General features: G+C 72.0%; 22 protein-coding genes. 11 read left to right on the top strand and 11 right to left on the bottom strand.

The window, feature by feature from the left end; translation table 11 throughout:
- Positions 1 to 6: 6 nt before the first annotated feature.
- From IEY82_RS24310 to IEY82_RS24290, 5 genes are all read right to left on the bottom strand, one after another.
- Positions 7 to 1,281 (bottom strand): MFS transporter, encoded by a 1,275-nt coding sequence (locus IEY82_RS24310; protein WP_225263127.1) that lies wholly within the window; start codon positions 1,279 to 1,281, stop codon positions 7 to 9.
- Between the two features lie 164 nt (positions 1,282 to 1,445).
- Positions 1,446 to 3,692, bottom strand: coding sequence for a serine/threonine-protein kinase (locus tag IEY82_RS39340; RefSeq protein WP_225263128.1), 2,247 nt, complete (start codon positions 3,690 to 3,692; stop codon positions 1,446 to 1,448).
- Between the two features lie 157 nt (positions 3,693 to 3,849).
- Positions 3,850 to 5,229 carry a YlbE family protein gene (locus tag IEY82_RS24300; RefSeq protein WP_189126508.1) on the bottom strand — a complete coding sequence of 460 codons (1,380 nt, stop codon included), beginning with the start codon at positions 5,227 to 5,229 and terminating at the stop codon, positions 3,850 to 3,852.
- Positions 5,226 to 6,563 (bottom strand): AllF/FdrA family protein, encoded by a 1,338-nt coding sequence (locus tag IEY82_RS24295; protein ID WP_189126507.1) that lies wholly within the window; start codon positions 6,561 to 6,563, stop codon positions 5,226 to 5,228. Before IEY82_RS24295 ends, IEY82_RS24300 begins: the two co-directional genes overlap by 4 nt.
- Before the next feature lie 23 nt (positions 6,564 to 6,586).
- Positions 6,587 to 7,438, bottom strand: coding sequence for an oxamate carbamoyltransferase subunit AllH family protein (locus IEY82_RS24290; RefSeq protein WP_189126506.1), 852 nt, complete (start codon positions 7,436 to 7,438; stop codon positions 6,587 to 6,589).
- Between the two features lie 130 nt (positions 7,439 to 7,568).
- Here IEY82_RS24290 and IEY82_RS24285 point away from each other — a divergent pair, with 130 nt between their 5' ends.
- From IEY82_RS24285 to IEY82_RS24250, 8 genes are all read left to right on the top strand, one after another.
- Positions 7,569 to 9,182 carry a PucR family transcriptional regulator gene (locus IEY82_RS24285; protein WP_189126505.1) on the top strand — a complete coding sequence of 538 codons (1,614 nt, stop codon included), beginning with the start codon at positions 7,569 to 7,571 and terminating at the stop codon, positions 9,180 to 9,182.
- Between the two features lie 11 nt (positions 9,183 to 9,193).
- Positions 9,194 to 9,397, top strand: a complete 204-nt coding sequence (locus IEY82_RS24280; RefSeq protein WP_189126504.1) for an RNA-binding S4 domain-containing protein — start codon at positions 9,194 to 9,196, stop codon at positions 9,395 to 9,397.
- A gap of 553 nt (positions 9,398 to 9,950) precedes the next feature.
- On the top strand, positions 9,951 to 11,309 hold the full coding sequence (locus tag IEY82_RS24275; protein ID WP_189126503.1) for a uracil-xanthine permease family protein: 1,359 nt from the start codon (positions 9,951 to 9,953) through the stop codon (positions 11,307 to 11,309).
- The gene (locus tag IEY82_RS24270; RefSeq protein WP_189126502.1) at positions 11,306 to 12,178 is read left to right on the top strand and encodes an FAD binding domain-containing protein; all 873 of its coding nucleotides are present in this window, start codon (positions 11,306 to 11,308) and stop codon (positions 12,176 to 12,178) included. Before IEY82_RS24275 ends, IEY82_RS24270 begins: the two co-directional genes overlap by 4 nt.
- A 9-nt stretch (positions 12,179 to 12,187) precedes the next feature.
- Complete coding sequence (locus IEY82_RS24265; protein ID WP_189126501.1) at positions 12,188 to 12,664, top strand: (2Fe-2S)-binding protein; 477 nt, start codon at positions 12,188 to 12,190, stop codon at positions 12,662 to 12,664.
- 4 nt (positions 12,665 to 12,668) lie between these two features.
- Positions 12,669 to 15,017, top strand: a complete 2,349-nt coding sequence (gene cutA / locus IEY82_RS24260; RefSeq protein ID WP_189126500.1) for an aerobic carbon-monoxide dehydrogenase large subunit — start codon at positions 12,669 to 12,671, stop codon at positions 15,015 to 15,017.
- Positions 15,018 to 15,035: 18 nt separating this feature from the next.
- The gene (locus IEY82_RS24255; RefSeq protein ID WP_189126499.1) at positions 15,036 to 16,055 is read left to right on the top strand and encodes a leucine-rich repeat domain-containing protein; all 1,020 of its coding nucleotides are present in this window, start codon (positions 15,036 to 15,038) and stop codon (positions 16,053 to 16,055) included.
- A 117-nt stretch (positions 16,056 to 16,172) separates the two neighbouring features.
- Complete coding sequence (locus IEY82_RS24250) at positions 16,173 to 16,622, top strand: hypothetical protein (protein WP_189126498.1); 450 nt, start codon at positions 16,173 to 16,175, stop codon at positions 16,620 to 16,622.
- Between the two features lie 163 nt (positions 16,623 to 16,785).
- On the opposite strand, the gene cydB is transcribed toward IEY82_RS24250, so the two are convergent.
- Complete coding sequence (cydB, locus tag IEY82_RS24245; RefSeq protein ID WP_189126497.1) at positions 16,786 to 17,673, bottom strand: cytochrome d ubiquinol oxidase subunit II; 888 nt, start codon at positions 17,671 to 17,673, stop codon at positions 16,786 to 16,788.
- Positions 17,674 to 17,683: 10 nt separating this feature from the next.
- A complete protein-coding gene (locus IEY82_RS24240; protein ID WP_189126496.1) occupies positions 17,684 to 19,027 on the bottom strand; it encodes a cytochrome ubiquinol oxidase subunit I in 1,344 nt (447 codons plus the stop codon).
- A 266-nt stretch (positions 19,028 to 19,293) separates the two neighbouring features.
- On the opposite strand from IEY82_RS24240, the gene IEY82_RS24235 reads away from it, so the two are divergent.
- On the top strand, positions 19,294 to 20,001 hold the full coding sequence (locus IEY82_RS24235; RefSeq protein ID WP_189126495.1) for an SRPBCC family protein: 708 nt from the start codon (positions 19,294 to 19,296) through the stop codon (positions 19,999 to 20,001).
- 49 nt (positions 20,002 to 20,050) lie between these two features.
- On the top strand, positions 20,051 to 20,947 hold the full coding sequence (locus IEY82_RS24230) for a hypothetical protein (protein WP_189126494.1): 897 nt from the start codon (positions 20,051 to 20,053) through the stop codon (positions 20,945 to 20,947).
- Positions 20,948 to 20,998: 51 nt separating this feature from the next.
- Here the strand turns inward: IEY82_RS24230 and IEY82_RS24225 are convergent, their stop codons facing one another.
- The 4 genes from IEY82_RS24225 to IEY82_RS24210 form a co-directional block, all read right to left on the bottom strand.
- A complete protein-coding gene (locus IEY82_RS24225) occupies positions 20,999 to 22,525 on the bottom strand; it encodes a hypothetical protein (protein WP_189126493.1) in 1,527 nt (508 codons plus the stop codon).
- A 2-nt stretch (positions 22,526 to 22,527) separates the two neighbouring features.
- Entirely contained in the window at positions 22,528 to 22,836 is a 309-nt protein-coding gene (locus tag IEY82_RS24220; protein WP_189126492.1) for a hypothetical protein, read from the bottom strand.
- Between the two features lie 95 nt (positions 22,837 to 22,931).
- A complete protein-coding gene (locus tag IEY82_RS24215; protein WP_189126491.1) occupies positions 22,932 to 24,557 on the bottom strand; it encodes an OmpA family protein in 1,626 nt (541 codons plus the stop codon).
- Between the two features lie 77 nt (positions 24,558 to 24,634).
- On the bottom strand, positions 24,635 to 25,264 hold the full coding sequence (locus tag IEY82_RS24210; RefSeq protein WP_189126555.1) for a thymidine kinase: 630 nt from the start codon (positions 25,262 to 25,264) through the stop codon (positions 24,635 to 24,637).
- 141 nt (positions 25,265 to 25,405) lie between these two features.
- Between IEY82_RS24210 and IEY82_RS24205 the strand changes: the two genes are divergently transcribed.
- Positions 25,406 to 25,780 (top strand): hypothetical protein, encoded by a 375-nt coding sequence (locus IEY82_RS24205; protein ID WP_189126490.1) that lies wholly within the window; start codon positions 25,406 to 25,408, stop codon positions 25,778 to 25,780.
- Position 25,781: the final 1 nt, after the last annotated feature.

Here is a 25,781-nt window from a genome sequence, read left to right as displayed (position 1 = left end):
CGGCCGCTACGCCGGTGTCGGGTGGTTCCGCCGTCCGGCGGCCAGCCAGACTCCGGCCAGCGCCACCATCACGCCCACCACCAGGCCGAGCACGCTGTACGACAGGCCGCCGACGATCGCGCCGGCCACGATCGTGCCGGTGGCGCCGCACACGTTCATGAGCAGGTCCGACAGGCCCTGCACCGGGGTACGACTGCCGATCGGAACCGACTCGGTGAGCAGCGCCGAGCCCGCCACCAGGCCGCACGACCAGCCCAGCCCGAGCAGCACCAGCGCCACCGTCACCTGCCAGACGCGGTGATCGGCGGTGGCGGCCAGGGCGGAGGCGCCGAGCAGCAGCGACATGCCGAGCAGCAGCACCGGCACCCTGCCCGCCTTGTCGGCCAGCCAGCCCACCACGGGCGACATGACGTACATCCCGGCGATGTGCAGGCTGATCACCAGGCCGATGACATCCAGGTTCGAGCCGTCGTGGTGCAGCTTGACCGGGGTCATCGACATGACCGACACCATCGCGGTGTGGCTCACCGCGATGATGACCAGCGCCCGGCGGGCCATCGGCGTGGCGCGCAGCGTCCGCCAGGCGTCCTTGACCGTGCCGCTCCTGGCCCGGTCGGCCGGGGACGCGCCGTCGCGCTCGCGCGCCAGCTTGAGCGGGTCGGGACGCAGCCCGATCACGATGATCAGCAGGGCCGCGGCGAAGGCCAGCGCCGCGAACGCGAACGGGCCCGCCTTCTCGGCCAGGCCCGCGTCCATGCCGATCTGGTCGGCGGGTCTGGCCAGGTTGGGTCCCGCCACGGAGCCGATGGTGGCCGCCCACACGACCAGTGACAGGTGCCTGGCGGAGTGTCCCTTCGGCGACAGGTCGGTCGCCGAGTAGCGCGCGGCCAGGTTGCCCGCGCTTCCGCCGCCCACCAGCACCAGCCCGGCCAGCAGCAGCGGCCAGTTGCCCATCGAGATGGCGGCCACGGACAGCGCGCATCCCGCGAGCGCCGCCAGGTACGCCAGCGCCAGCCCCGCGCGCCGTCCGCCCCGTCCCGCCGCCTTGGCGGTGGGCAGCGCGAGCAGCGCGGCGCCGAGCACGGTGGCGGTGCCCGCGAAACCGCTGATGACCGTGGATCCGGACAGCTCGTCCACGACGACCGAGCTGAGCGCCAGCCCGACCGCGACCCCGACCCCGCCCGCGATCTGCGCGCCGGACAGGACGCCCAGGGTGCGGCGCTGAACGGCACGGATTCGGTCATCGGGGGAAATAGCGGCCTTTGTGGGGGTGCTCGTCACTTGTGAAGTCTCGCATAGCCCATGAGATGGCCCCAAAAAGGACAAGGGCGCTTTCCCGATGGGTTCCGCCCGTCCCATTTCGTTCGGCCCGCGGACGGTGACAAGCGCCTCTCGCGACCGCGTCCCGGGGACGCGCCCGCTCCCATGACCTCCTCCCGTGTAGGTCAGGTGGTCTGGCGGAAGGTGTCCAGGAAGACCTTGCGGTTCTTGGCCTGGTCGTCCCAGGTCAGCTCCGGCATGTCAAAGGTGATCTTGTACGCGGTGTCGTCGTCGATCGTGACGTACCTGGTCAGGGCATGCATCGGGACACCGTTGGGCAGCGTGTAGGTGTACTCCCAGTCGGCCGCCTTCCAGGTGCGGAACTGGGCCGCCTGCAACTGCACCTGGATGTAGCCCTCCCGGCCGCCGTCCGCCTCCTCCCTGCCCAGCTCGGACAGGCCGCCGTCGGGCTGCGCGGTCGCCTGCTCCACCAGGATCCGCAGGCCCGAGTCCTTGGGCCCGGTGAACGTGGCCTCGCCGCCGGACGTCGTCAGCTTCCAGCCCTCGGGGACCGCCGCCGAGAAGCCCGGCGGGGTCTGCTCGGTGTAGCCGTCGGGCACCGCCGTCTTCTGGAGCGGCTGGGCCGACGCGGTCTCGCTGGTGGCGAGCGGGGCGCTCACGACGGGCTCCGGCGAGCCGCTGGAACCGATGAGCGCGATGGCCACCGCCACCGTGCCCACGGCCGCGACGGAGGCGAGGATCAGGCGGGCGGTCGGCCGTCCGTCCCGCACCCAGGCGCTGTCCTCGTCATCACCGGGCCTGCGCCTGCTTCTGTTCCTGGTCAGCCGGTCGGGTGCGCTGGGCAGGGCGGCCAGGCGGCTGCGCGGGACGTCGCGTGACAGGTCGCGCGAGTGGTCGCGGAGGTCGTCGTCCGTGGCCAGCGGCCAGGGAACGGCCCGGCTGTCGGTGGTCAGCGGCAGGATCGGCTGCGGCCCGCTCTGTCCCGGCGGGTCGCCCCGGCCGGGGGTCCGCACCGGGTGCGGGCCCGAGGGGCCGCCGAGCTCGTCGGGCGCCAGGACCGAGTACGGGCCGGACGGCCCACCGAAGGGAGGCGGGACAGGGTCGTTCGAGGTCGATGGCCCGCCGAAGGGGGGAGGGGCGGGGGCGTGTGGGCCGGACGGTCCGCCGAACGGGGGCGGGGCCGGGGCGTTCGAGGTCGCCGGCTCGCCGAAGGGGGGACGGGCGCCGGGCGCGGGCTCCGGGGACCGCTGCGGGCCGGAGGGCGGTTCGGGCCGGCGCAGCGGCCCCGAGGGACTGGTGAACGCGTCGAACCCGTCCGCCCTCGGCGGGAACTGGCCGCCCGACGGGCTCGACATCGCGTCGTACCCGTCGGAGGGGCCGCTCCCCGGGTCGTACGGCACGCGTACCGGACCGGACGGCGTCTCCACGATCCGCGAGGGCATCGGCCCGGACGGCGGGTCGAACGGCGGCAGCAGCGCCATCGGCGTCGAGTCGGCCTGCGTGGGCAGCGACGGCTGCGTCTCGGGCGTGCGCGGCCGGACCGACCCGTGCGCGTGCAGCACCCGTTCGAGCGCCTCGCTCACCTGGTCGGCGGTGAGCCGTTCGGCCGGGTTCTTGCGCAGCAGCCGCTCGATGATCGGCAGCAGCGCGCCGGCCCGCTGCGGCCTGATCGGGTCCTGCGTGAGCACCGCGCCCAGCACGGCGATCGCGTCCGGCCCCTCGTACGGCGGGCGTCCCTCCACGGCCGTGTACAACGTCGCGCCGAACGACCACAGGTCGGCCGCCTGCGTGATCGGCTGGCCGGACAGCCGCTCCGGCGGAACGTACGCGGGCGAGCCCATGAGCAGCCCGGTCTGCGTGATCGTGACGTCGCCCTCGATGGCGGCGATGCCGAAGTCGGTCAGCACCACCCGGTCGGCGGTGAGCAGCACGTTGCCCGGCTTGATGTCACGGTGCAGGATCCCGGCGGCGTGCGCGTGGCGCAGCGCGTCGAGCACCCGGATGCCGATCTCCGCGGCCTGGATCACGGGGAGCGGGCCGCTCTGCCGTACGGCCTGCTCCAGCGACCAGGCCCGGACCAGCTCCATGACGATCCACGGCCGGCCGTCCTCCTCGACCACGTCGTGCACGGTGATGATGCCGGGGTGCGTCAGCCGCGCCGCGGACCTGGCCTCGCGCAGCATGCGGCGGTGGGCGACCTGCTTGCCCGTGGTGTCGAGGCCGTACGGCAGGATCAGCTCCTTCACCGCCACGGCCCGGTCGAGCAGCACGTCGTGCGCGTGCCACACCATGCCCATGCCGCCCCGGCCGACCGGCGACATCAGCCGGTAGCGCCTGCCGATCAGGCGGCCCTGGCTCTGCGACGCGTTGCCCTCCGCGCCCGGCCCGCTGAGCACGCGGTCGGCTGCCATCTCCGCCCCCATCTCCAGCATCGTCCGTCACATGCGCCGCGCCAACTTGCAGATTATGCGGTTCGCCACGATATAGGCAGTTCATTGAAGAACGGAAGCGGAACCCCTCCTGACAAAGGGCATTACATAGCGAAATGTCGATCATCAAAAGTGATCATTAAACGGAATCGGCCAGCGCCGCCAGCGCCCTGGTGAACGCCTCGGCGGGTGGATTCACCAGGCCCGCGCCGACCTGCCCGGTGCCCGCCACGCGCCCCGCGATGCCGGTGTTGACCACGGGCAGCAGGCCCGTCCTGGCCACCAGGGTGACGTCGATGCCGACCGGTGTGCCGCGAAAGCCGAGCCCCGGGATCTGGTAAACGGGATGTTCGGCCAAAGTGATCTCGTACATCGACCGGGTGGCCGCGATGGCGTCCGACACCTCGCCGCCCACGAATCGCACGATGGCCGGGGCTGCTGCCATCGCAAAACCCCCCAGACCCGACGTTTCGGTGATAGTGGAATCGCCTATGTCTGGATTGGCATCGGCTGGGCCGTATGCACCGAGATAGAGCCCGTCCGGCACACCCGCCGGCCCGGTGAACCACCGGTCACCCAGCCCCGAGACCTGCACGCCGAAGTCGGTGCCGTTGCGCGCCATGGCGACCACCAGCGAGGAGCCCGGCACGTCCCGGGCCGCGTCGGTGCTCACCTTGCCCGCCGCCATGCCGGCGTTGAGGAAGAAGTGGTCGTTGCCGTTGACGAAGCGCAGCACCTCGGCGGCGCGCTCCGGAGCCGCGTCCACCACGGCCGGGGCCAGCTCCCGCAGCAGCAGGGAGGTGGCGGCCCGGTTGCGGTTGTGCAGCTCGTCGCCCATCTGGAGCGCCTGGGCGATCAGGGCGCGCAGGTCGATCGGGCCGGTCAGCGCGATCGCCGCCGACAGCACCGGGCCGAGCACCCGGTCCATCCAGCGCAACCGGTCGAGGACCTCGGGGCCGTACGCGCCATAGCGCAGCACCTTGCCCAGGCCCTCGTTGAGCGAGCAGTAGGCGAGGCCGCCGTGCTCGGCGTCCCGCACCTCGAACATCCACATCGACGGGCTGACCACCCCCGCCATCGGGCCCACGGTCCGGCGCCCGTGGCACGGCTCCAGCCGTACGCCGCCGGACTCCAGCAGCGAGCGGGCGCCGTCCTCGTCGTGCGCGTACCCCTCCAGCAACGTCGCGCCGATCAGCGCGCCGCGCATCGGCCCCGACGCGCGCTCCCAGTCGACGGGCGGACCGGCGTGCAGGAACGTCCGCCCGTCCAGATCCAGCACCTCCGACGCCCGCCGGACGCCCACCAGGTGCGGCCGGGCGGAGGTCAGCCGGGCGACCGCGCGCTCGTTGGCGGCCGTCCGGCGGGGATCGGCCAGCACCCTGGCCAGGGCGTCCGCGGTGCCCGGCAGAGGCGGACGCCACTCCACGGGCGTCGTGGCGACGGCCTGGGCCTCCAGCGCCTCCTGGAGCAGGCCGGCGCCGACCGTGATCACGTGCGGTGGGCCGGAGAGAAGCGTCAAGTCAGGTCCCTGGCGTGGCGGGCGGCATGGGCGTTGGAGGTGAAGACGGAGGCTCCGGCCTCGCGGAGCGCGGCGGCCTGGCGATGCAGGTCCTGGGGGTCGCCCTCGGTGCCGACCAGCGCGACGACGACGGTCGCCGGGCAGCGGGCGATCGCGTGGGCGAACGAGGCGGCCGGGTCGGGGTCGGCGGCGTGGCCGAGCACGACGTCCATCAGCACCACGTCGCCGGGCGCGGCCTTCGCCAGCGCCTCCAGCCGCAGCGCCGGGTCGATCATCGGATGGGCGCGGCCCAGCGTGTAGGCGTCGTCGCCGTAGTCGACGAACTCCCCCCGCCCCACGATCAGCCGCGCCTCCGCGCACAGCGTGCCGCCCGAGTAGACGCCCCGCACCGTGCCGGTCACCGCCTTGCCGGACCATCCGGGCCAGGCCGGCCACTCGGGCACGGACCGGCCGAGCGCCCGCAGCGCCTGCTCCGTGGCCTCGGTCAGATCACCCTCGCCCAGCAGCGCGGACACGACCGGAGTGCGCAGGCTCGCCACGACCTCGCCTACGGCCCGCGCCGCCTCGGGGGCGGGCGGCTTGGAGACGAGGACGATCAGCTCGGTGGCCGGGTCGTCGTCGAGCATGCGCAGCGCCCGCACCGTGGACAGGCCGCCCACCTCGGCCGACAGGTCCCTGCCGCCCACGCCGAGCACGTGGCTGACGCCCGTTCCGGCCAGGTCCAGCAGCGACGTCACCTGCTGGGCGCCGGTGCCGGACGCGGCGACCAGCCCCACCGGACCGGGCCTGAGCACGTTCGCGAAGCCGAGGCCCACGCCGGCGATCACCGCCGTGCCGCAGTCGGGGCCCATGACCAGCACGTCGCGCTCGTCGGCCAGCCGTTTGAGCAGCACCTCCCGCTCCACGGAGACGCCGTCGCTGAAGACCATCACCGGCAGACCGGACTGGACGGCGTCCAGCGCCTCGGCGAACGCGTGCTCGCCCGGCACCGAGACCAGCACCACGTCCGCCGGGCGGCGGGCGGCCGACCGGGTGGTGAGCGGCGGCTGCTCCGCCGCCGCCTGGGTCCGGGAGCTCGACAGGGCCGCCAGCTGACGGTCCAGCTCGCGGGTGGCGGTTTCCACGTCGTGGCCGCGGATCGCCACCAGCAGATCGGCCGGTCCCGCCGCCGGCAGGTCGAAGCGCAGGTCGCGGGCCAGAGCGAGGTTCAGCTCCGTCGCCATGGCGACGATCGCCACCTCAGTGCCGGGCAGCTCGGTCAGCGCTTTGCTCACCCGCATGAGAGCGACCGAGTCGTGATAGATCCCGGTACGCACCATCACCACATCGCCCATGACCACATCACCCGTGCCGCCGCTCACGCGGGACCGCCCAGGGCGAGGACGCTGGACAGGCCGATCGCGATGCCCTGCGCCAGGTCGGAGCCGGAGGTGTGCCCGAGGCGGTGCAGCCGCCGCACCGCGGGCTCCAGAGCCTGCCGCCCGGCGAGCCCGCGCAGCACCGCGATCACCTCGGGGCTCGCCTCGCCCCGGGCCGCGCAGTGCAGGAGCGTCGCCGAGATGGGTGTCGTACGGGTACGGGCGTCGTAGGTCACGGTCGCCGCCAGCCAGTCGGCCAGCCACACCGCGCGCTCGGTGCCGGTGCCCGCGCCCAGGTGCCGCAGCGTCACCAGCAGCCCGGCGAGCACGTCGTCACCGCTCGGCGTGAGCCCCGGCCCCAGGCCCACGAGCTGTTCGGCCGCCGTCATCACGCCCAGCAGCCAGCCGCGGGCGCAACTGCCGGCCAGCAGGTCGACGGCGTCGTTGCCGGCCAGCCCCGGACTGCCCACGGTCAGGCGGGGAGCGGCCTGTTCCAGGCGCAGCGGATCGACCGGGCCGAGTGGCGGCGCGGGATCCCACCAGCGGTGCGCCCGCAGGCTCAGCCGTCCCAGCTGGACACAGCCGTCGCCCACCCACCCCTCGTCACCGACCGTGACGTGCGGCAGGCCGGCGGCCAGCAGCACCGAGTTGGGCAGCCGGGTCGCCGCGCCCGTGATCAGGGCGATCACCGACGGCTCCACGTCCGACCTGACCTCGAGATACACGCCCGTGGAGAACGCGGCCAGGACCCGGGCCGGGGAGCGCGGCGCCTCCAGCACCGGCCGCACCGCCGAGCTCGCGGCCCCGGTCACGTGGGTACGCGGCCGCCTCGCATGAGTACCGACGGTCACCGGACCTCCTTACCGACCTTGGACCTGACCGTAGAACGGCCTCCCAACCCTCCGTACGGAGAAATTTGCCAACAGTGCGCGGGAAGGTTGGCTCTTCCTGACAGACCGGCTAAGGGGCCACAATCTCCACATGGAACCCCCCGTCCGCCTCGCCAGCACCGGAACGATCATCCACGGCGTGTCCGTCGGGGAGGTGCTCGGCGTCTCGACCCTGGCCGAGGCCCGGCTGATCGCGGGGGAGAGCGGGCTGGGCCGCATCGTGCAGCGCCTCAACGTCATGGAGGTGCCCGACGTCCTGGCCTGGGTCAAACCGCACGAGCTGCTGCTCACCACCGGCTACCCGCTGCGCAACACCCCCCAGTCGCTCGGGCGGCTCGTCGCCGACCTCGACGAGCGCGGCCTCGCGGCGCTGGCCATCAAACTCGGCCGCTACGTGGACGAGCTGCCCGCCGAGATGGTGGAGCAGGCCGACCGGCTCGGCTTCCCGCTGATCCTGCTGCCGAACGACGTCGGCTTCGACGACATCCTCAACCAGGTGCTGACCGACATCCTCAACCGGCAGGCCGCGGTGCTCGCCCGTGCCGAGGAGGCGCACCGGGCGCTGGTCCAGGTCGTGCTCGCGGGTGGCGGCCTGAACGAGGTGACCGAAGGGGTGGCCGGGCTGCTCGACGTGGCCGTCGCGGCGGTGGACGGCGGCGGCCGGGTGCTGGCCACCGCCGGGCCCCCCGACCACGTGGCGGCGTTACGCGAGTCGATCGGCCGCGAGGGGCCGGCGGTGGGCGCGGTCCGCGTGGCCGCGGGCGGCCGGGGGCGCGAACTCGCCTCGGTGCCGGTCGTGGCGGGCGGGCACCACCACGGCCGCATCGTCGCCTACAGCCCGGCGGGCGCCATCCGCGACAGCGACATCGGCATCCTCGAACGCGCCGCCACCGTCGCCGCTCTGGTCGTCACCCGGCAGGAGGCGGTCAACGCGGTCGAGAGCAAGTACCGCGCCGACTTCCTGCGCGACGTCCTCACCGGCCGGGCCGGCAGCCCCGAACGGGTCATCGCCCGGGCCCGGGCCTTCGGCTGGGACCTGGATCGACCGGTGACCGTGCTCGTCGCCGAGCTCGACCCTGACGGTGACGAGCGCAGCGCCCAGGATCGGCTCGTCGCCTGCTGGACCGCGGCGATGCGCCGGCACGACCCCCGCGGCGCGGTGGCCGGCTTCTCCCACGAGGTCGTCGCGGTCATCGACGCCGAGGTCGACGCGGCCAGGGTGGCCAAGGACGCCGCCTCCGCCTTCGCCGACATGCCGCCCGCCACGTTCTCGACCGGCACCTCCCGGCCGTCGCCCGGCGGGGGAACCCTCCCCGAGGCGTACGCGCAGGCCCTCAAGGCCGCCCGGGTCGGCCGGCAGCTGCACGGCGCCGGCGCGGTCGCCCACTTCGACCAGCTCGGCGTCTACCGGCTGCTGTCGCTCGTGAACGACACCGACGAGCTGCACGCCTTCGTCCGCGAGACGATGGGCCCGCTCGCCACCGACGACGACGCCGAGAACGCCGACCTGCGGCGCACCCTCCAGGTCCTCCTGGAGACCAACCTGAACGTGGCCGAGACCGCCCGGCGGCTGCACTTCCACTACAACACGCTGCGCTATCGCATCGGCAAGCTGGAACGCATGCTCGGCAACTTCACCGACGACCCCCACCTGCGGCTCAACCTGACCCTGGCGCTGCACGTGCTGCGGATGCGGGGCATCTAGGCTTGGCCCTCGTGGACTTCGAACTGCGCTCCGACTACATCCCGCTGTGCGACCTGCTGAAATACTGCGGCATCACCGAGACCGGCGGCATGGCCAAGCATCTGATCGCCGAGGGCATGGTGCTCGTGGACGGCGAGGTGGAGCTGCGCAAGACCTGCAAGATCCGCTCCGGCCAGCTCGTCTCGGGCGACGGCTTCGCCATCCGGGTGACCTGAGCCAGCGCGTTTCACGAAAAGTCATCATGTCATTACTCGCTGTTTACTATTGTCGCGTGCGAGCAAAAATAAACGGCCTCCCGAAGGAGGCCGTAGAGCCCGGGAACGTACCCCCGGGCGTGGTGACTCCATGTTAGGGCGTGATGGCGATGGGCGACAAGCCGAATCCGGAATTCGGCCGGGTCGGTGTCTACATTGACGGCTTCAACCTCTACTACGGCCTGCGTGAGCTGGGTCGCCGGCGCGGCCGTCGTGCGGCGGTCGCAGTTGCCGGAGGTGGTGGCGGGGCGGGACGGGGCGCGCTATCACCGGCCGCCGCACTGGAACTGAGACGGGCACCCATTTTCGGCCCGGCAGGACGGCCGGAGCCGTCTCACCGGCTCGCATGGGCGGAGTGAGTGACGGGAACGCTGGTCAGGAAAGCGAATTTGGCAGATCATGCCCGTGTGGAAGTGGGGAAACGGGCCTAATCTGCCCGCAATGGTTTAGTACCGCCGCGGAGGAGCCTGCGGGGCGGCCACCTGTCCGACGGCCCGGCTGATGAGGGGCTTTCATGGTTTTCGGCTGGACCAAACACGGTGACGGCAAACATCTGGCTCCCGGTGAGGTGGTCAGACCGGACGAGCGGCTGAGCTGGCCGCGCATGATCGGGTTCGGGGCGCAGCACGTGGTCGCGATGTTCGGCGCCACGTTCGTGTTCCCGCTGGTGATGGGGCTCAACCCGAACACCGCGATCATGATGTCCGGGGTCGCGACGATCCTGTTCCTGCTCATCGTCAAGGGCAAGGTGCCCAGCTACCTGGGCACGAGCGCGTCGTTCGTCGGCGGGGTGCTGGCGATCAGGGCGCTGTTCGGCGGTGACACCGAGGGGGCCAGCGCCATCGTGACCGGCGCGATCCTGGTCGCCGGATTCGTGCTGGCGCTGGCCGGCCTGGCCGTGCACTTCCTCGGCGTCGGCATCATCCACAAGATCTTCCCGCCGGTGGTCACCGGAGCGGTGGTCATGCTGATCGGGTTCGGCCTGGCGTACGTGGTGGCCGACTTCTACTGGCCGCAGGACCAGTGGCTGGCACTGATCACGATGCTGATCACGTTCGTGCTGGTGGTGGCGTTCAAGGGGTTCATCGGCCGGATCGGCATCCTGATCGGGCTGATCGCCGGCTTCCTCCTCTCGTGGGTCGCCGACCGGCTGTTCGGCATGGTGCCGGCCTACGTCGACGGCGCGCTCACCATCGCGCCGCACTGGCGGGTGGACTTCTCGAAGATCGAGTCGGCCCCCCTGTTCGGCTGGCCCGACCTGCACGCGCCCGACTTCAGGTTCTCGGCCGTGCTGCTCGTGCTGCCCGCCGTCATCGTGCTGATCGCGGAGAACATCGGGCACGTCAAGGCCGTCGGCGAGATGACCGGCACCGACGTCGACCCGTACATGGGCCGGGCCATCGCCGCCGACGGCGCGGCCACCGTGCTCGCCAGCGCGGTCGGCGGCTCGCCCACCACCACCTACGCCGAGAACATCGGCGTCATGGCGGCCACCAGGGTCTACTCCACGGCCGCCTACTACATCGCCGGCGTCATCGCGATCGTGTTCGGCTTCAGCCCGAAGTTCGGCGAGCTGGTCTCCGCCACGCCCGACGGCGTGCTGGGCGGCGTCACGGTCATCCTGTACGGCATGATCGGGCTTCTCGGCGCCAAGATCTGGGTCGAGAACAGAGTGGACTTCGCCGATCCGGTCAACATGGTGCCGATCGGCGCGGGCATCATCCTGGCGATCGGACCGGTGAAGCAGATGATCAGCGGTGACTTCAGGCTGGAGGGCATCGCGCTCGGCACCATCGTGGTGGTGGGCGGCTACCACCTGCTGCGCGTCATCGCGGGCAGGCGGCCGGTGCCGGTGGGGAGCGACGCAGGGTGAAGCCGCCGCCGTTCGAGTACCACGCTCCACGCGACCTCGGCGAGGCGCTGCGCATCCTCGCCGGGGTGCGCGGCAAGGTGCTCGCCGGCGGCCAGAGTCTGATCCCGCTGCTCAACATGCGGTTGATGGCGCCGGAGCACCTGATCGACATCAACCGGATCGAGTCGCTGGCCACGATCGAGACGACCCCGAGGGGCGTCACGGTGGGCGCGCTGGCCCGGCACAGCGAGGTGGAGCACTCCGGCGCCCACCCGCTGCTCGGCCAGGCGCTCCGGCTCGTCGCGCACCCCGTGATCCGCAACCGCGGCACGGTGGTGGGCAGCCTCGTGCACGCCGACCCGGCCGCCGAGCTGCCCGCCGTGCTGGCCGTGCTCAACGGTTCGGTACGGCTCGCGCGCGACGGCGCGGCGGCCGGCGACGCGCCCCTCGTGCGCGACGTGGGCGCCGCCGAGTTCTTCACCGGCCCCCTGGAGTCGGCGGTGCGGCCGGACGAGCTGGCCGTGTCGGCGTTCTTCCCGGCGTTGCCCGCGCGGACGGGCACCGCGTTCCGGGAGGTGGCCAGGAGACACGGCGACTACGCGCTGGCCGGGGTGTGCGCCGTGGTCACGCTGGACGACGACCTGCGCGTCGGCTCGGCCCGGGTGGCCTGCGTCGGCGTCGGCCCGGTGCCGATCACGGTGGACGTGACGTCCGAGTGCGACGGCCGCCCGGCCGCCACGGTCGACTGGGCGGCGGTCACGCGGGCGGTGCGGGAGGCCACCGAGCCGGAGGGCGACATCCACGCCACGGCCGCCTACCGCCTGCGGTTGGTGGGCGTGCTGGCCGGGCAGGCGCTGAGTGAGGCGGCCCGCGAGGCCGCCGCGGACTGAGGGAGGGCAGTGGAGCACGAGATCACGCTGGTCGTCAACGGCGACGCGCGGCGGGTGCGGGTCCCCGGGCGGCGGCTGCTGTCCGACTGCCTGCGCCACGACCTGGGCCTGACCGGCACCCACGTCGGCTGCGAGCACGGGGTGTGCGGGTGCTGCACGGTCCTGCTGGACGGCCTGCCGGTGCGATCATGCCTGACCTTCGCGGTGACGGTCGACGGGCACGAGATCACCACCGTGGAGGGGCTGGCCGGGCCCGACGGGCTCTCACCGGTGCAGCGGGCGTTCGCCGAGTGTCACGGGCTGCAGTGCGGATTCTGCACCCCCGGCTTCCTGTGCACGGTGACGGCGCTGCTGCGGGACAACCCCGCGCCGACCGACGACGAGGTGCGCGAGGGCATCTCGGGCAACCTGTGCCGCTGCACCGGCTACCAGAACATCACCAAGGCCGTCCACCGCGCCGCCGAGCTGCTGGCCGAGGAGACGTGATCCATTGACGACCAGGCTGTTCGGCGAGCCGGTGCAGCGCAGGGAGGACCCGCGGCTGCTCACCGGCCAGGGCCGCTACCTCGACGACCTGGGGGCGGACGCGCTGGCCGTGGCGTTCGTGCGGTCGCCGCACGCCCACGCCCGCGTCCGCGACATCGACGTGACCGCCGCCCTCGACGTCGAGGGGCTGATCGCCGTCTACACCTGGGAGGACCTGCCTGAGCGGGTCGGACGCCCGCTGCCGCTGCTCATCCCGCACCCCGCGCTCACCCACGGCCGCACCGCCTACCCGCTGGCCAGGGAGATCGTCCGGCACGTCGGGGAGCCGGTCGTCATGGTCGTGGCCACCGACCGGTACCTGGCCGAGGACGCCTGCGCGCTGATCGAGGTCGACTACGAGCCGCTCAAGCCGGTCGTCGGCCTGGAGGAGGCGGCACACGGCGCGCAACTGGTGCACGAGGACGTGCCGGGCAACGTGGGCGCCCACCTGGTGCAGGAGGTCACCTCGGCCGCCGGCCTGGGCGCTGCCGAGGCCGTCGAGGCCGCGCCGCACCGGCTGTCGTTCCGGCTCGACATCGAGCGCAGCGCGAGCATGCCGCTGGAGGGCCGCGGCGTGCTGGCCCGCTGGGACGGCTCCGACCTGCGGGTCTACTCCAGCACCCAGACCTCCACCAGCGTCCGCATGGCGATCGCCGCCGCGCTCGGCCTGCCGCTGCCGCACGTCGAGGTGATCGCCCCCGACGTGGGCGGCGGCTTCGGCGTCAAGATCGTGCACCCGTGGCCGGAGGAGATCCTGGTGCCGTGGGCGGCGATGCTGCTCGGCCGCGAGGTCAAGTGGACCGAGGACCGCCGCGAGCACTTCGTCTCCTCGGCGCACGAACGCGGCCAGGTGCAGCACGTCACCGTGGGCTTCGACGACGAGGGCCGGGTCCTCGGCCTGGACGTGTCGATCCTGCACGACCACGGCGCCTACACGCCGTACGGGATCATCGTGCCGATCATCACCTCCACGCAGCTCCTCGGCCCCTACCGGATCGGCGCCTACCGGGTCGAGTTCAGCGCCATCTACACCAACACCGTGCAGGTCACCCCCTACCGGGGCGCGGGCCGGCCGCAGGGGGTGTTCTGCATGGAGCGGACGATGGACAAGATCGCCCGCTACCTGGGCAGGGACCGCACCGAGGTGCGTGCGGTCAACTTCATCGGCCCCGACGAGTTCCCGTACGACCAGAAGATGACCTTCCAGGACGGCCGGCCGCTCATCTACGACAGCGGCGACTACCCCGAGATGCTCCGCATGCTCAAGGAGCTGATCGGCTGGGACGACTTCCGGCGGGCTCCCGGGCGGGGCATCGGCATCGGCTGCTACGTCGAGGGCACCGGCGTCGGCCCCTACGAGGGCGGGCACGTGCAGGTCACCTCCGACGGCCGGGTGCACGTCTCGACCGGGCTCACCTCGCAGGGGCAGGGCCACGAGACGGTGTTCGCCCAGATCGCGGCCACCGAGCTGGGCGTGCCCATCGAGCGGGTCTCGGTGGTCACCGGCGACACGCGCAGGTTCGGCTACGCGGTCGGCACGTTCGCCTCCCGGGCGGCCGTGATGAGCGGCAACGCGATCGCGCTGGCCTGCCGCAAGGTCCGCGCGAAGGCGCTGCGCATCGCCGCCGACGCGCTGGAGGCCGACCCCGCCGACCTGGAGATCGCCGACGGCCTGGTGCGGGTGCTGGGGGCGCCGTCGGCGTCGATCCCGCTGTCCACGGTCGCGGTGCTGGCCAACCCGCTGCGCTACGCGTTCGACGACGAGGCGGCCCGCGCCACCCAGTTCGCCGGCGCCGCCTCGCCGGACCGGCCGCCGGTCGCCGAGGGCGACGAGCCGGGCCTGGAGGGGCGCGACTACTACTCGCCGATCAGGTCCACGTTCGCCTCCGGCATGCACGCCGCCATCGTCGAGACCGACCCGGACACCGCCGAGATCAGGGTGGTCCGCTACGCGGTGGTGCACGACTGCGGGCGGCTGATCAACCCCATGATCGTCGAAGGGCAGATCCACGGCGGGGTGGCGCAGGGCATCGGCGGCGCGTTGTACGAGCGGATGGTCTACGACGGGCACGGCCAGTTGCTCAACGCCTCGTTCATGGACTTCCTCATGCCGTACGCCACGGAGGTCCCGCACGTCGAGACGGCCCACCTGGAGACGCCGTCGCCGCTGAACCCGCTGGGCATCAAGGGCGCCGGCGAGGCGGGCGTGATCCCGGTCTCCGCGGTGATCGCCTCGGCGATCGAGGACGCCGAGGGCATCGAGATCGACCGCATGCCGATCTCGCCGTCGGAGCTGTTCGAACTCCGCCATTGATCATGGCAGGATCGCCGCATGACGGAGCGGTCCACGGCGGTGCGCCAGATACGGGCCGGCGGCGAGGTGACGGAGCTGCGGGCGCCGAGCGCGGGCCTGACCGCGGTCCCCGGCACCCCGGCCGAGCTCGCCCGGGTGCGGCTGATCGACCTGGCCTGGAACGAGCTGACCGAGCTGCCTCCGTGGATCGGCGGCCTGCGGTCGCTGACCGAGCTGAGGCTCGACGGCAACCGCCTGCGCGCCCTGCCCGGCCTCACGGGCCTGACCGCGCTGCGCGAGCTGCACCTCGACGGAAACCTGCTCACGACCGTCCCCGCCTGCCCGCCGCACCTCGAAGCACTCTTCCTGTACGGCAACGCGATCGCGACGCTGCCCGGCCACCTCCCCGCCGGGCTGCGGCACCTGTCGGCCGGCGGCAACCGGCTGACCGAGGTGCCCGGGGCGCTGTGGAAGGCGGCCCGGCTGGAGTCGCTCAACCTGGCCGAGAACGAGCTCACCGAGGTGTCCCCGGCGCTCGGCGGCCTGAGCGGCCTGCGGATGCTCGACCTGGGACACAACCGGCTCACCTCGATCCCGCCCGAGCTGGGTGACCTGCGCCTCACCGGCTACCTCTACCTGAGCGACAACCGCCTCACCGAGGTGCCCGCCGCGATCGGGCGGCTCGACCGGCTGGCCTATCTCAACCTCACCGACAACCGGCTGACGCGGCTGCCCGAGGCCCTGGGCGAGATGGCGTCACTGGTGGAGCTGCGGCTCTACGGCAACCGGCTGGAGTCGCTGCCCGACGCGATCGGCCGTCTCGGCCGGTTGCGCGAGCTGCACCTGAGGGGCAACCTGCTGACCGCGCTGCCCACGTCGGTCACCCGGCTCGGCGAGCTGCGCCACCTCGACCTGCGCGCCAACCGGCTCAGGACGCTGCCGGAGGACCTGGCCGGGCTGCCGGCGCTGGAGAAGCTGGACCTGCGCTGGAACAAGCTCGACGGAGATCAGGACGTCGTGCGTCGTCTCCGGGAACGCGGCTGTGTCGTCCTGGCCTGAACACGGGCCTGAGCTGAACACGGGCCTGAGCTGAACACGGGCCTGACCTGAACACGGGGCCGAAGTGAACTCGGTTCTCAGGTGAACCCGGGCCGCGAGGGCTGCGTATCTCGGCACATGACGACATTTCCACGTCTGGCCGCCTCTGCGCTGCTGCTGGTCGGACTCGTAGCCGCCTGCGCGCCCGATGGCGGCGGCGACGGCGGCGGTTACGCCGCGGCCGGCGAGCAGCAGGCGGGGCAGCCCTCAGACGCGCCCAAGGAGAAACTCTCCGTCGAGCAGCTTTCCGCCAAGGTCGGCTGCAAGCCGCGGATGCAGGTCGACGCCGAGGACATCCGCACCGGCTACTGCAAGACCGAGGACGGCGAGTTCTTCGTCACCACGTTCGCCAGCCAGGCGGGCAAGGACGCCTGGATGGACATCGCGCCGGAGTACAACCCGCATCTGGTCGGCAACCTGTGGACCGTGCTGTCCAGCCGCAAGGTGCTCGACGCGCTCAAGGAGCGGCTCGGCGGCGACCTCCACCTCAAGGACCACCGGACCAAGAAGATGGAGACCATCGGCTGAGATCGCCCGACCGTCGGCGGACTCAGTAGCCACCCGGGCGGACGATCATCAGACCGACGACGGCGGCCCACAGCAGGTTGTGGATCCCGGAGAGCCGGTCTGGCAAGCTCCGGCCGGTCGGCCGCCAGGGGCCGCCTGGCGATCCGCGCGCCGGGCGGGGACGCTACCTCGGCGCCACCGCCACCCGAACCCGCTTTCTGAACACCCAGTACGTCCACCCCTGGTAGACGAGGACGAACGGCAGCGCGATCAGCCCGATCCAGCTCAGCATGGTCAGCGTGTAGGGGCCGGAGGCCGCCTCGGCCAGCGTGAGACCGGGCAGCGGCGCCCCGCGGAGGTCGGCGAAGACCGACACCGAGGTCAGCACGATGGCCGCCGCCGTCGCGGTGAACGCCCAGCCCTCCCGGCGCCGCCAGATGAGGGCGGCCGCCGCGGCCAGCGCGCCCATGGCGACCAGGGCGGGCAGCGAGTCGAGGCTCGACAGGGCCACGGCCGCCAGCGGCAGCACGACCGCGCTCGCGGCCAGGGCGACCAGCCGGGAGCGCCGGCGTACCCCGCCGTCGGTCTTGAGGGCGAGGAAGACGGCGCCGTGCAGCACGCACAGGCCCAGCGTGAACACCCCGCCCACCAGGGCCGCGACCGCGCTGCCGAACAGCAGGTTGGCGAAGACCGCGCCCCACAGGAAGGCCGGCAGCGCGCTGCCGATCACGATGCCGAGGTCGCACCAGGCCGGGTAGGAGACCTTGCCGCGCCACTCCAGCCCGACGCCGCGCACGATCAGGCCGACCAGGATCAGCACCACCGGCAGGTAGAAGGCGCTGAACAGGCCGGAGTACCAGGCGGGGAAGGCCGCGAACATGGCGCCCACGGCAGTGATCAGCCACACCTCGTTGCCGTCCCAGACCGGGCCGATCGTCTGCAGGCCCTGGCGGTGCTCGCCGTCGTCCGCGCTCACGAACGGCGACAGCAGCCCGACGCCGAAGTCGAAGCCCTCCAGCACGAAGTAGCCGGTCCACAGGAAGGCGATGATGACGAACCACAGGTCGATCACGGTCTCCACCTCAGTACATCAGTGACGGCTCGCGCCGCTCGGCCACGGCCGCGCGCTGCGGCTCCTCGGGGCCGTTGCGAACATGCCTGGTCAGGAGTACGGCCTCGGCCACGGCGAGCGTGCCGTACAGGAGCGTGAAGATCGCCAGTGAGATGGCCACCTCGGTCAGGCCGACGCCGGGGGAGACGCTCGCGGCGGTCAGCAGCTCGCCGGCGACCGTCCACGGCTGGCGGCCCACCTCGCTCAGCAGCCAGCCGGCCGTCACCGCCAGCAGCGGCAGCGGCAGGGCGAGCACGAACATCCGCGACAGCCAGCGGGGCATCGGCCGCCGCCGGCGGGTCAGCCACAGGCCCAGGACCGACAGGCCGACCGTGGCCAGCCCGAAGACGATCATCAGCCGGAAGGACCAGAACACCACGGCCTGGTCGGGCCGGTAGTCGCCGGGCCCGAACTCCTTCTCGAACCTCTGCTGCAGGTCCTCGGTGCCCTGCACGGTGGCGCCGAAGTCGCCGGTCGACAGGAAGCTGAGCACGCCGGGGATCTCGATGCCGGGCGCGATCGAGAACGGCGCGCCCGCGGTGTCGTGCCGCAGCCCCTCGGCGGAGGCCAGCTTCATCGGCTGCTGCTCGAACGCGAGCTTGGCCGACATGTCGCCGGTGCCCGCGACGACGAGCCCCGCGATCGCCGTCATGACCAGCGCGCCCCGGGCGGCGCCGCGCCACATGCCGTCCCTGGTCCGCAGCAGCCAGTAGCCGCACACGGCCAGCACGAACCCGCCCGCCACGATGAACGCCGAGGCCACCACGTGGGGCACCTGGGCGAGCGCGGTGGAGTTGGTGAGCACGGCCCACAGGTCGGTCATCCTGGCCTTGCCGTCCACGACCTCGTAGCCCACGGGATGCTTCATCCAAGCATTGGCCGCAAGGATGAAATATGCTGACAAATTGGACCCAATGACCGCGGCCCAGAGACAGGCCAGGTGCACCCTCTTCGGCAGCCGGTCCCATCCGAAGATCCACAACCCGATGAACGTGGACTCCATGAAGAACGCCAGCAGCGCCTCCATGGCGAGCGGCGCGCCGAACACGTCACCGACGAACGTGGAGTATTCGCTCCAGTTCATCCCGAACTGGAACTCCTGCACGATGCCCGTCACCACCCCCATGGCGAAGTTGATCAGGAACAGCTTCCCGAAGAACTTGGTCAGCCGGAGGTAGTGCTCCTTGCCGGTCCGGTGCCACGCGGTCTGCAGTCCGGCGACGAAGACGCCGAGCCCGATCGTCAACGGCACGAACAGGAAGTGATAAACGGTGGTCACCCCGAACTGCCACCGCGCCAGATCAAGCGCGTCCATTCCCCCACCCATCCCCCACCCGGCTGCTGAGCTCCACGGGCCGTCGTCAGGTCTCTACCTATTGTAGTACTACATCTTGTAGAGCAAAATGGTGCGACCTTGGTCACACACGCATGCGTATCGGTGTTGTCGAGCATGTCGCGGGAGGTCACCACGCCGCGTCACCCGGCGGGCTGATTCCCGGCTACCTCCCGCGGCGGACCCTGATCGACCGACTGGCAGGTGTTGCCCTTATCGCGGCGGCGGCTCGTCCCTAGAGTGGCGATGTGAAGGTCGCAGGCAGCGCCGTGATCGGCGTCGAGAGAGATCGAGTGTGGGCCGCGCTCCAGGACCCGGCGGTGCTGGTGCGCACCATCCCGGGCTGCGAGCGCCTGGAGGAGAGCGGGCCCGACACGTACCGGATGACGGTCATCGCGGGGGTGGCCTCCGTCAAGGGCCTCTACCAGGGGGAGGTGGCGCTGGCCGAGCCGCTCGCGCCGGAGCGCTTCGTGCTGCGGGCGCGCGGCCAGGGAGCTCCCGGGACGGTCGACGCCACCGTGCTGGTACGGCTCAGCGAGATCGACGGCGGGACCCGGGTCGACTACGACGCCGAAGCGGTGATCGGCGGCATGATCGGCGGCGTGGGCCAGCGCATGCTCGGGTCGGTGGCCAAGAGGACGGCGGGGGAGTTCTTCGCCGCCGTCGAGGACCACCTGCGCGCCCCCGCCGCGCCGGAGCCCGCCGGGCTCGCGCTGGAGGGCGCGGTGCCCGCCGGGCTCGCGCGAGGCGAGGCGGCCACCGCGCCGGCCCCGTGCACGGCGCCCGCCGTCCAGGAGCGCCCCGGCGTGTACGAGCGGCGAGGCGCACCCGGTGGGTACGAGCGGCAGGCCGGGACCCGGCCGTGGACGATGCTGGCCTCGTTCGGCATGGGCGCGGGTGTCACGCTCGCCGGCGTGGTCGTGGGCTGGCTGCTCGGGCGCGGCCGGGGCCGCTGACCTCCACCGCCTCTCGCGGAAAAGGATCTCCGGGCGTAGCGTTGGTGGTATGCGGCAGGCACACGCTGAAGACGCTCGGACCGAGGCCAGGCGAGTCGTACGCAACCTGCTGGGTGAGGAGCGTCCGTCGGCCGAGGCGTTGATCGCTGACGCGCGCCCGGTGCTCGGTGACGAGCGGACCGAGCGCTGTCTCAGCCTGGCGCTGGGCGCGTCGCTCACCAGGCGGTCGGCCGAGCTGGCGGCCATCGCCGCGCTGGTGGTCGGCACCCGTGAGCTGGGCGTGTCCTGGTGGCAGCGGCCCAGGGACGGCAAGTTGCCCGCGCCCGACGAGGTGCTGGAGACGTCCGTCGCGATCGAGCCGTGGACCGACCTCACCGCGCTGGAGATGCTGGCCGCGTGGACCTCCGACGACGCCGCCGACCAGCTCTGGGGCCGGCCGGTCGCCGAGGTCGACCTCAACTCCTGGCACGCCGAGGACCGCTTCGCGCTGCCGCCGGAGGTCAGGCCCGGTCAGCGGCTCGTCGTGCACTTCGACGCGGGCGGCCGGCTCGACGCGGTCGTCACGCGCCGCTCCGACGACGACCTGGGCTCCAACCTCGACTTCCACTCGCTGCGCTACTCCCGCCCGGCCGAGGCCCAGTGGAGCTGGGGGGTGGCCGCCGGGCTCGGTCCGCACCGGCTGCCGGGCGAGAAGCCCGACCCCTACGCCCGCGAGGTGGACCCGGACGCGGTCCGCATCCTGCGGGCCTGGGCGATGCGGCACGGCGCCACCTCCGAGCAGCTGGGCGAGGGATGGCGGACCGTCGGCGACGTGGTGGCCGCGATCGAACGGGTCGACTGGATGTGGCGCAGCGGCGAGTGGTTCGGCTGGTGGCGCGGCGCGTCGGCGCTGGTGGACGACTCGGCCTACCTGCCCTTCCGGCTGGAGGAGCTGGCGTCCGGCTGAGTCGGCCCTCGTGGCCCTGGCCGGGTCGGCGGCCGAGGCCGGGAACGCCGGTCACCGTGGGACGATCACGCCCTGCACATGTTCGTACCCCACGGCCGAAAGGTCGCCATTGAGGAAGTCGTCCTCCTTGACGCGGGTGATGCGCCCCGCCGGGTTGTAGAAGACCAGCTCGTCGTCCTCGTGCTCGATCAGGAGCACGTAGTGCCTCGGATGGGAGTCGCCGATGAGCACCGGGACCGTGTGGCCGGCGTCCACCGCGCCGACGGCGTCGTTGAGCGCGGAGGTCACCGATCCGGGCGAGGTGTCGGCGACGAGCCGCCAGTCGTAGGTCACGCCGAAGGAGCCGGCGTGGTCGTTCAGCCCGTTCGCCAACCCCCACGGGGTTGTGCCGAGGGCCTGCGGCCACAGGGTGTTGGTCGAGTCGTGGATCCGGTTCTGTTCGGTGTGGAGCCGGGCCCGCAGGTCGGCGGGCGGCAGCAGATGGCCTTGGTCGTCGGCGGTCAGGCTCAGTGCGTACAGCGGGTCGTTCATGATGCGGGCAGCCATGATGACGGTCGAGCCGCAGGTCTGCTGGTTCTGCTGCTTGACGTCGACGCCGTTGACGGCGGCCCCGGCCGCGCGTGGATCGATCGGGCTGAGCATGTCGCCCAGCCAGCCCTCGCTCTTGCCGCGGATGAGCCCGGCGAACGTGCTGATGTCGTCGACGGAGTGGCCTGCCGCCAGGGCCTTCATCAGATAGGCCCGCTCCGTCTCGGACGCCGCCTGGTCCAGAAGGTGCAGGAGGCGGGCCCGGTCGGCGTCCGACAGGGCGTCCATCCTGTCGGCGGCCCGGGCCAGCTGCGCCGTGCTGAGGGTCCCGTCGTCCCCCTTGACGAGGCGGTCGTCGCCCGCGGCGGCCAGGAGCACCGAGTCGAAGGCGTCCACGTGCCGGGACCGGACGACGCTGGCCCGTGCCCGGCCCTGGATGTCCCGCAAGCCGCGCTGGAGGGCGCTGGACGCGGCGTCGAGCTGCTCGAAGACGGCGATGGCGCCGTCGATGGCGCTGATCGCCCTGGCGATGACATCGACGATGCCGCCGTCTCCGTCGAGCATCCGCACGGCGTTCAGCAGGTTACGGGTGAGATCACGTACGCCGTCGAGTTCGCGCACCGCTTCGATCAGGCGTTGACGGTGCTGCTCCAGGTCTCCCTTCAGCCGGCGGACCTCGTCGGCGTAGTCCTGCAGCAGCACGTTGGCCCGGCGCATGGCGTGTGCGGAGCGCTGCACCAGGTGATGGGTCGCCTTGAGCGCGGCGACCGCCTCCCTGGCGGCGTCGCCCTTCCATACGGACGGCACGCGGGTGCTCACCTTGTGGAGGTCGGCGTCCGCGGAGGCGAGCGCGGTCCTCATCTGCTGGAAGCCGGCGCCGAGAGCGTCGATGCCGTCCGGGTCGCCGGGGACCTCCCGGAGGATCGCGGTCAGCGCGTGGATGCGGAAGACGACTTCCGTGATGATGGCGATCGGGTTGGAGACGGCGGCCAGGAAGTCGCGGGTGCGCAGGAGTTCGGTGGTCACCTGGCGGTGGTCGTCCGCTGCCATCTCTAGATACGCCCCGTGGGCGGCTTCTTGGCGATGTAGTCGTCCACCGAGGTGAAGTTCTCGGCGGCGGCCCGGGCGGCCAGGCACCAGTGTTCCAGCGCCTCGTGATAGACCTCGAACTCCTTCGCCCAGGCCTCGCGGACCGCGATGACGGCGTCAGCGGGGCCGCGGAGGCCGAACTCGTCCTCGGGGGAGGCCAGCGCCCGCCGCCACTCCTTGTCGGCGCCCCGGAGGTCGTCCGCGACGTCGCACACCGTCGCGGCCTTGCCCTTGACCTGGGCCGAACCGTACAAGACTTCGGATGATCCCACGCGATTGATCCTCCGCTTCGCGTTGCTTCGGGGGGGTATGGCTGTCGGCTGCCCCTTGCCGAGCAGGCCCGAGCGGTGGTGGCACCGCCCGGGTCTCAGCTGACGGGGATGTCGGCGAGCGGGGGGAAGTCGGCGATGCGCACCCGGACCGTCGTGGCCTGTTCTGGCACGCCGACCAGCGCCCAGAACTCCTTGGTCTCCTGCGCGAGATGCTTCGCGACGCCGGTGCCGCTGGCCGTGCAGACGCAGTAGAGGCGATCGCCCTGGTCGCCGTAGGCCGTCGCCGGGCCGTACATGGTCTGGGTGGCGGTGTCGACGAGGTCCACGTTCGAGGACGCCCCGAACCTGCTGGACACCGGCAGGCCCTTGTGCCTTCTGCCCAGCTCGTGGAGCCAGGTCGACTTGATCCCGTTGTTGGTGGTCCGGTAGGTCAGCACGCCGAGTCCGCCGCCGATCGTCCGGACCGGATCGGCCTCGACGGTGAACGGCTGGCCGTCGACCTTGGTCGTGGACGACGAGCCGGGACGGCCGGAGCTCAGCGGGACCGGCGTGCCGGTGGAGGCGGTCGCGCCCGAGGTCCGGGGCCGGTCGAAGGTCACGGTGACCCGCCGGTTCCTGCGCTGCCCGGCCTCGGTGTCGTTGGGGTACAGCGGTTGGCGGGAGCCGTGGCCTTCGGCGGTGAACCGGACGCCCTCCCTGGTCACCAGGGACGTCAGCTCCGCGCGTACGGTCTCCGCGCGGCGCCTGGACAGGGGGTCGTTGACGGCGTCGTCGCCGGTGGAGTCCGCGTGCCCCTCGATCTTCACGCTGCCCGTGTCGGAGGCGTCGATCGACTTCGCCGTGCGTCGCAGGATCTGCCGGGCCTTGTCCGACAGATCGGCCTTGTTCACCTTGAACAGCACGTCCGAGGAGAGATTGATCCGCACGTGCTTGTCGTCGGTCATGGTCTCCTGGCTCTGGTCCAGGCTGACCGAGGGGATCTCCATCGGGTACGAGAGCGGCGTGAGCTGGTGGCCGGCCGGGTCGGGGATCTCCTGGCCGGGCGGTGGCACGGGCGGTTCGTCACTGATCGGGACGTTGACGATCGGCGGGGCGAACGGCAGGTACACCGTGGTGGAGGAGGCTCCACCGGCCGGCGCCGGCACGACGGCGTAGAGCGTGCGTGGCTTGCCGTACTCCAGCCCCGGGCCCTCGTAGTCGTTCTCGGCCGTGCACAGGCAGGCGCCCTCGGGAGTGACGGACGGCATCAGGATCCGGCTCTGGGCGGGGTCGATCAGCCCGAGCCCGGAGGCCATGTCGTCCTTGTCCCTGGTCATGTAGTCGTGGACGTCGTGCCAGAGGTACCACTTCCGGCTGTCCGTGGTCTTGCTGAGCCGCACCTGGATCACCACGTGATCGGCGCCGAGCCGGTTGAGCCCCACGAGGTCGACGGCCACGTCCCGGATGCGCGCGTCCTCCGCGGTGGCCTTGACCGACGCGATGGCGGCACGGGTGTCGGTGTGCGGGTCGGTGTACTCGGGGCTCGGCGCGGGTTCGGTTTCCGGAGGCGGCGGATCCTGGGACGCGTCGTTCGAGGGCGGCGTGGCCGCCGCGGACGGGAGGCGCTCGGGGGCGGGCAGCTCCAGGGCGCCGCACCCGGCCAGGAGGGTGACGGCCCCGGCCAGCGACAGCGCGCGGGTCCACCGGGAGCGCTTGACAGAGGTGACTTCTAAGGCATCCATCAGATGGACATCTTGCCTTAGATGCGATCTTCGCGACGGTAATGGGGCGAATCTGGAAGTGAGGACGGCGGGCGCGGTCAGCCGGCGGTGCCCTCGCCGAGCCGGCCCGAGCGGTGGTGGCGCCGGCAGAGCACCTGGTAGCGCACCGGAGAGGCGTCGGTGTCGCCGATCACCACCCGCTCGCCCGTCCGCACCAGCTCGCCGCCCACGATCCGGCCGTTCAGCAGCCCCGGCCGCCCGCACCAGCACAGCACCTCGACCTGCAGCCGGCACACCTCGTCGGCCAGCTCGAACAGCCGCTGCGACGCCGGGAACATCACCGCCCTGAAGTCCGACGCCAGCCCGAAGGCGTACACGTCGATCCCGTGCTCGTCGACCAGGTCGGCCAGCTGCTCGATCTGCTCGACCGTGTAGAAGCAGGCCTCGTCGCAGATCAGGTAGTCGATCCGGTCGTGACCGGTGACCAACCTCACCAGATCGAGGGAGTCCTCCACCTCGATCGCCTCCAGGCCGAGCCCGATCCTGCTGGTCAGCTTGGGCCCGCCCGACCGGTCGTGCTTGGTGAGCACCAGCCCGCGCCTGCCCTGCCGGCCGTGGTTGTAGTTCATCTGCAGGGCGAGCGTGGACTTCCCGCAGTCCATGGGGCCGAAGTAGAACTTGAGCACGGCATCGCGGGCACCGGACGGCACTGCTGACAAGGCGGACATCTCGATCACGGAGTGCCACCTTAGCGGTTCGCCCCGCGGGTGACGCGGCCAGCGCGTCCGGTCACGGGCCGCCGCCGCGGTGGGTTGGCGTGTTCCCTGACCTCGTGGGACATTTCTCCCCTGAAGCATCAGGAGGCAGGCGTGGTAACAGACAAGCCCCCCGCGGGGCTCGAAGCACTGATGACGCCCGACGACGTCACGGCGGCGCAGGCCGACGCCGCGCGCTGGCGCTACGGGTTCTACGTGGTGCTGACGGGCATCGTGGCGGTCCTCGTGGCCTTCGGCGCCGCCGTCTTCGCGACCGGCGAGTTCGCGGCGCTGTTCGCCGGAGTGGCCGGAGTGGTGGGCACGATCATGGGGGCCTACTTCGGGGTGCAGGCCGGCCAGTCGGGTAAGGCCAAGGTGGAGGCCGACCTGGCCCGGTCCAACGAACTGGTGGTCCGGCTCGCCGCCTACGTCGGCACGGCGAACGCGCCCCGCGTCATCGAAGAAGTGCTCGGCCGGCGCCGGAGCTGAG

Source organism: Nonomuraea cavernae (assembly GCF_014646355.1).
Classification (GTDB): domain Bacteria; phylum Actinomycetota; class Actinomycetes; order Streptosporangiales; family Streptosporangiaceae; genus Nonomuraea; species Nonomuraea cavernae.
The sequence above is the reverse complement of the archived record's forward strand: the minus strand, read 5'-3'. Positions and strand labels throughout refer to the sequence as shown.

Coding starts and splice junctions, on each gene's coding strand:
- IEY82_RS39340 (WP_225263128.1), bottom strand. CDS start 3,692: ATGGCAGCCGACCGCGTGCTCAGCGGGCCGGGCGCGGAGGGCAACGCG.
- IEY82_RS24295 (WP_189126507.1), bottom strand. CDS start 6,563: ATGGGCGATGTGGTGATGGTGCGTACCGGGATCTATCACGACTCGGTC.
- IEY82_RS24285 (WP_189126505.1), top strand. CDS start 7,569: ATGGAACCCCCCGTCCGCCTCGCCAGCACCGGAACGATCATCCACGGC.
- IEY82_RS24275 (WP_189126503.1), top strand. CDS start 9,951: ATGGTTTTCGGCTGGACCAAACACGGTGACGGCAAACATCTGGCTCCC.
- IEY82_RS24255 (WP_189126499.1), top strand. CDS start 15,036: ATGACGGAGCGGTCCACGGCGGTGCGCCAGATACGGGCCGGCGGCGAG.
- IEY82_RS24250 (WP_189126498.1), top strand. CDS start 16,173: ATGACGACATTTCCACGTCTGGCCGCCTCTGCGCTGCTGCTGGTCGGA.
- IEY82_RS24240 (WP_189126496.1), bottom strand. CDS start 19,027: ATGGACGCGCTTGATCTGGCGCGGTGGCAGTTCGGGGTGACCACCGTT.
- IEY82_RS24230 (WP_189126494.1), top strand. CDS start 20,051: ATGCGGCAGGCACACGCTGAAGACGCTCGGACCGAGGCCAGGCGAGTC.
- IEY82_RS24225 (WP_189126493.1), bottom strand. CDS start 22,525: ATGGCAGCGGACGACCACCGCCAGGTGACCACCGAACTCCTGCGCACC.
- IEY82_RS24215 (WP_189126491.1), bottom strand. CDS start 24,557: ATGGATGCCTTAGAAGTCACCTCTGTCAAGCGCTCCCGGTGGACCCGC.
- IEY82_RS24210 (WP_189126555.1), bottom strand. CDS start 25,264: ATGTCCGCCTTGTCAGCAGTGCCGTCCGGTGCCCGCGATGCCGTGCTC.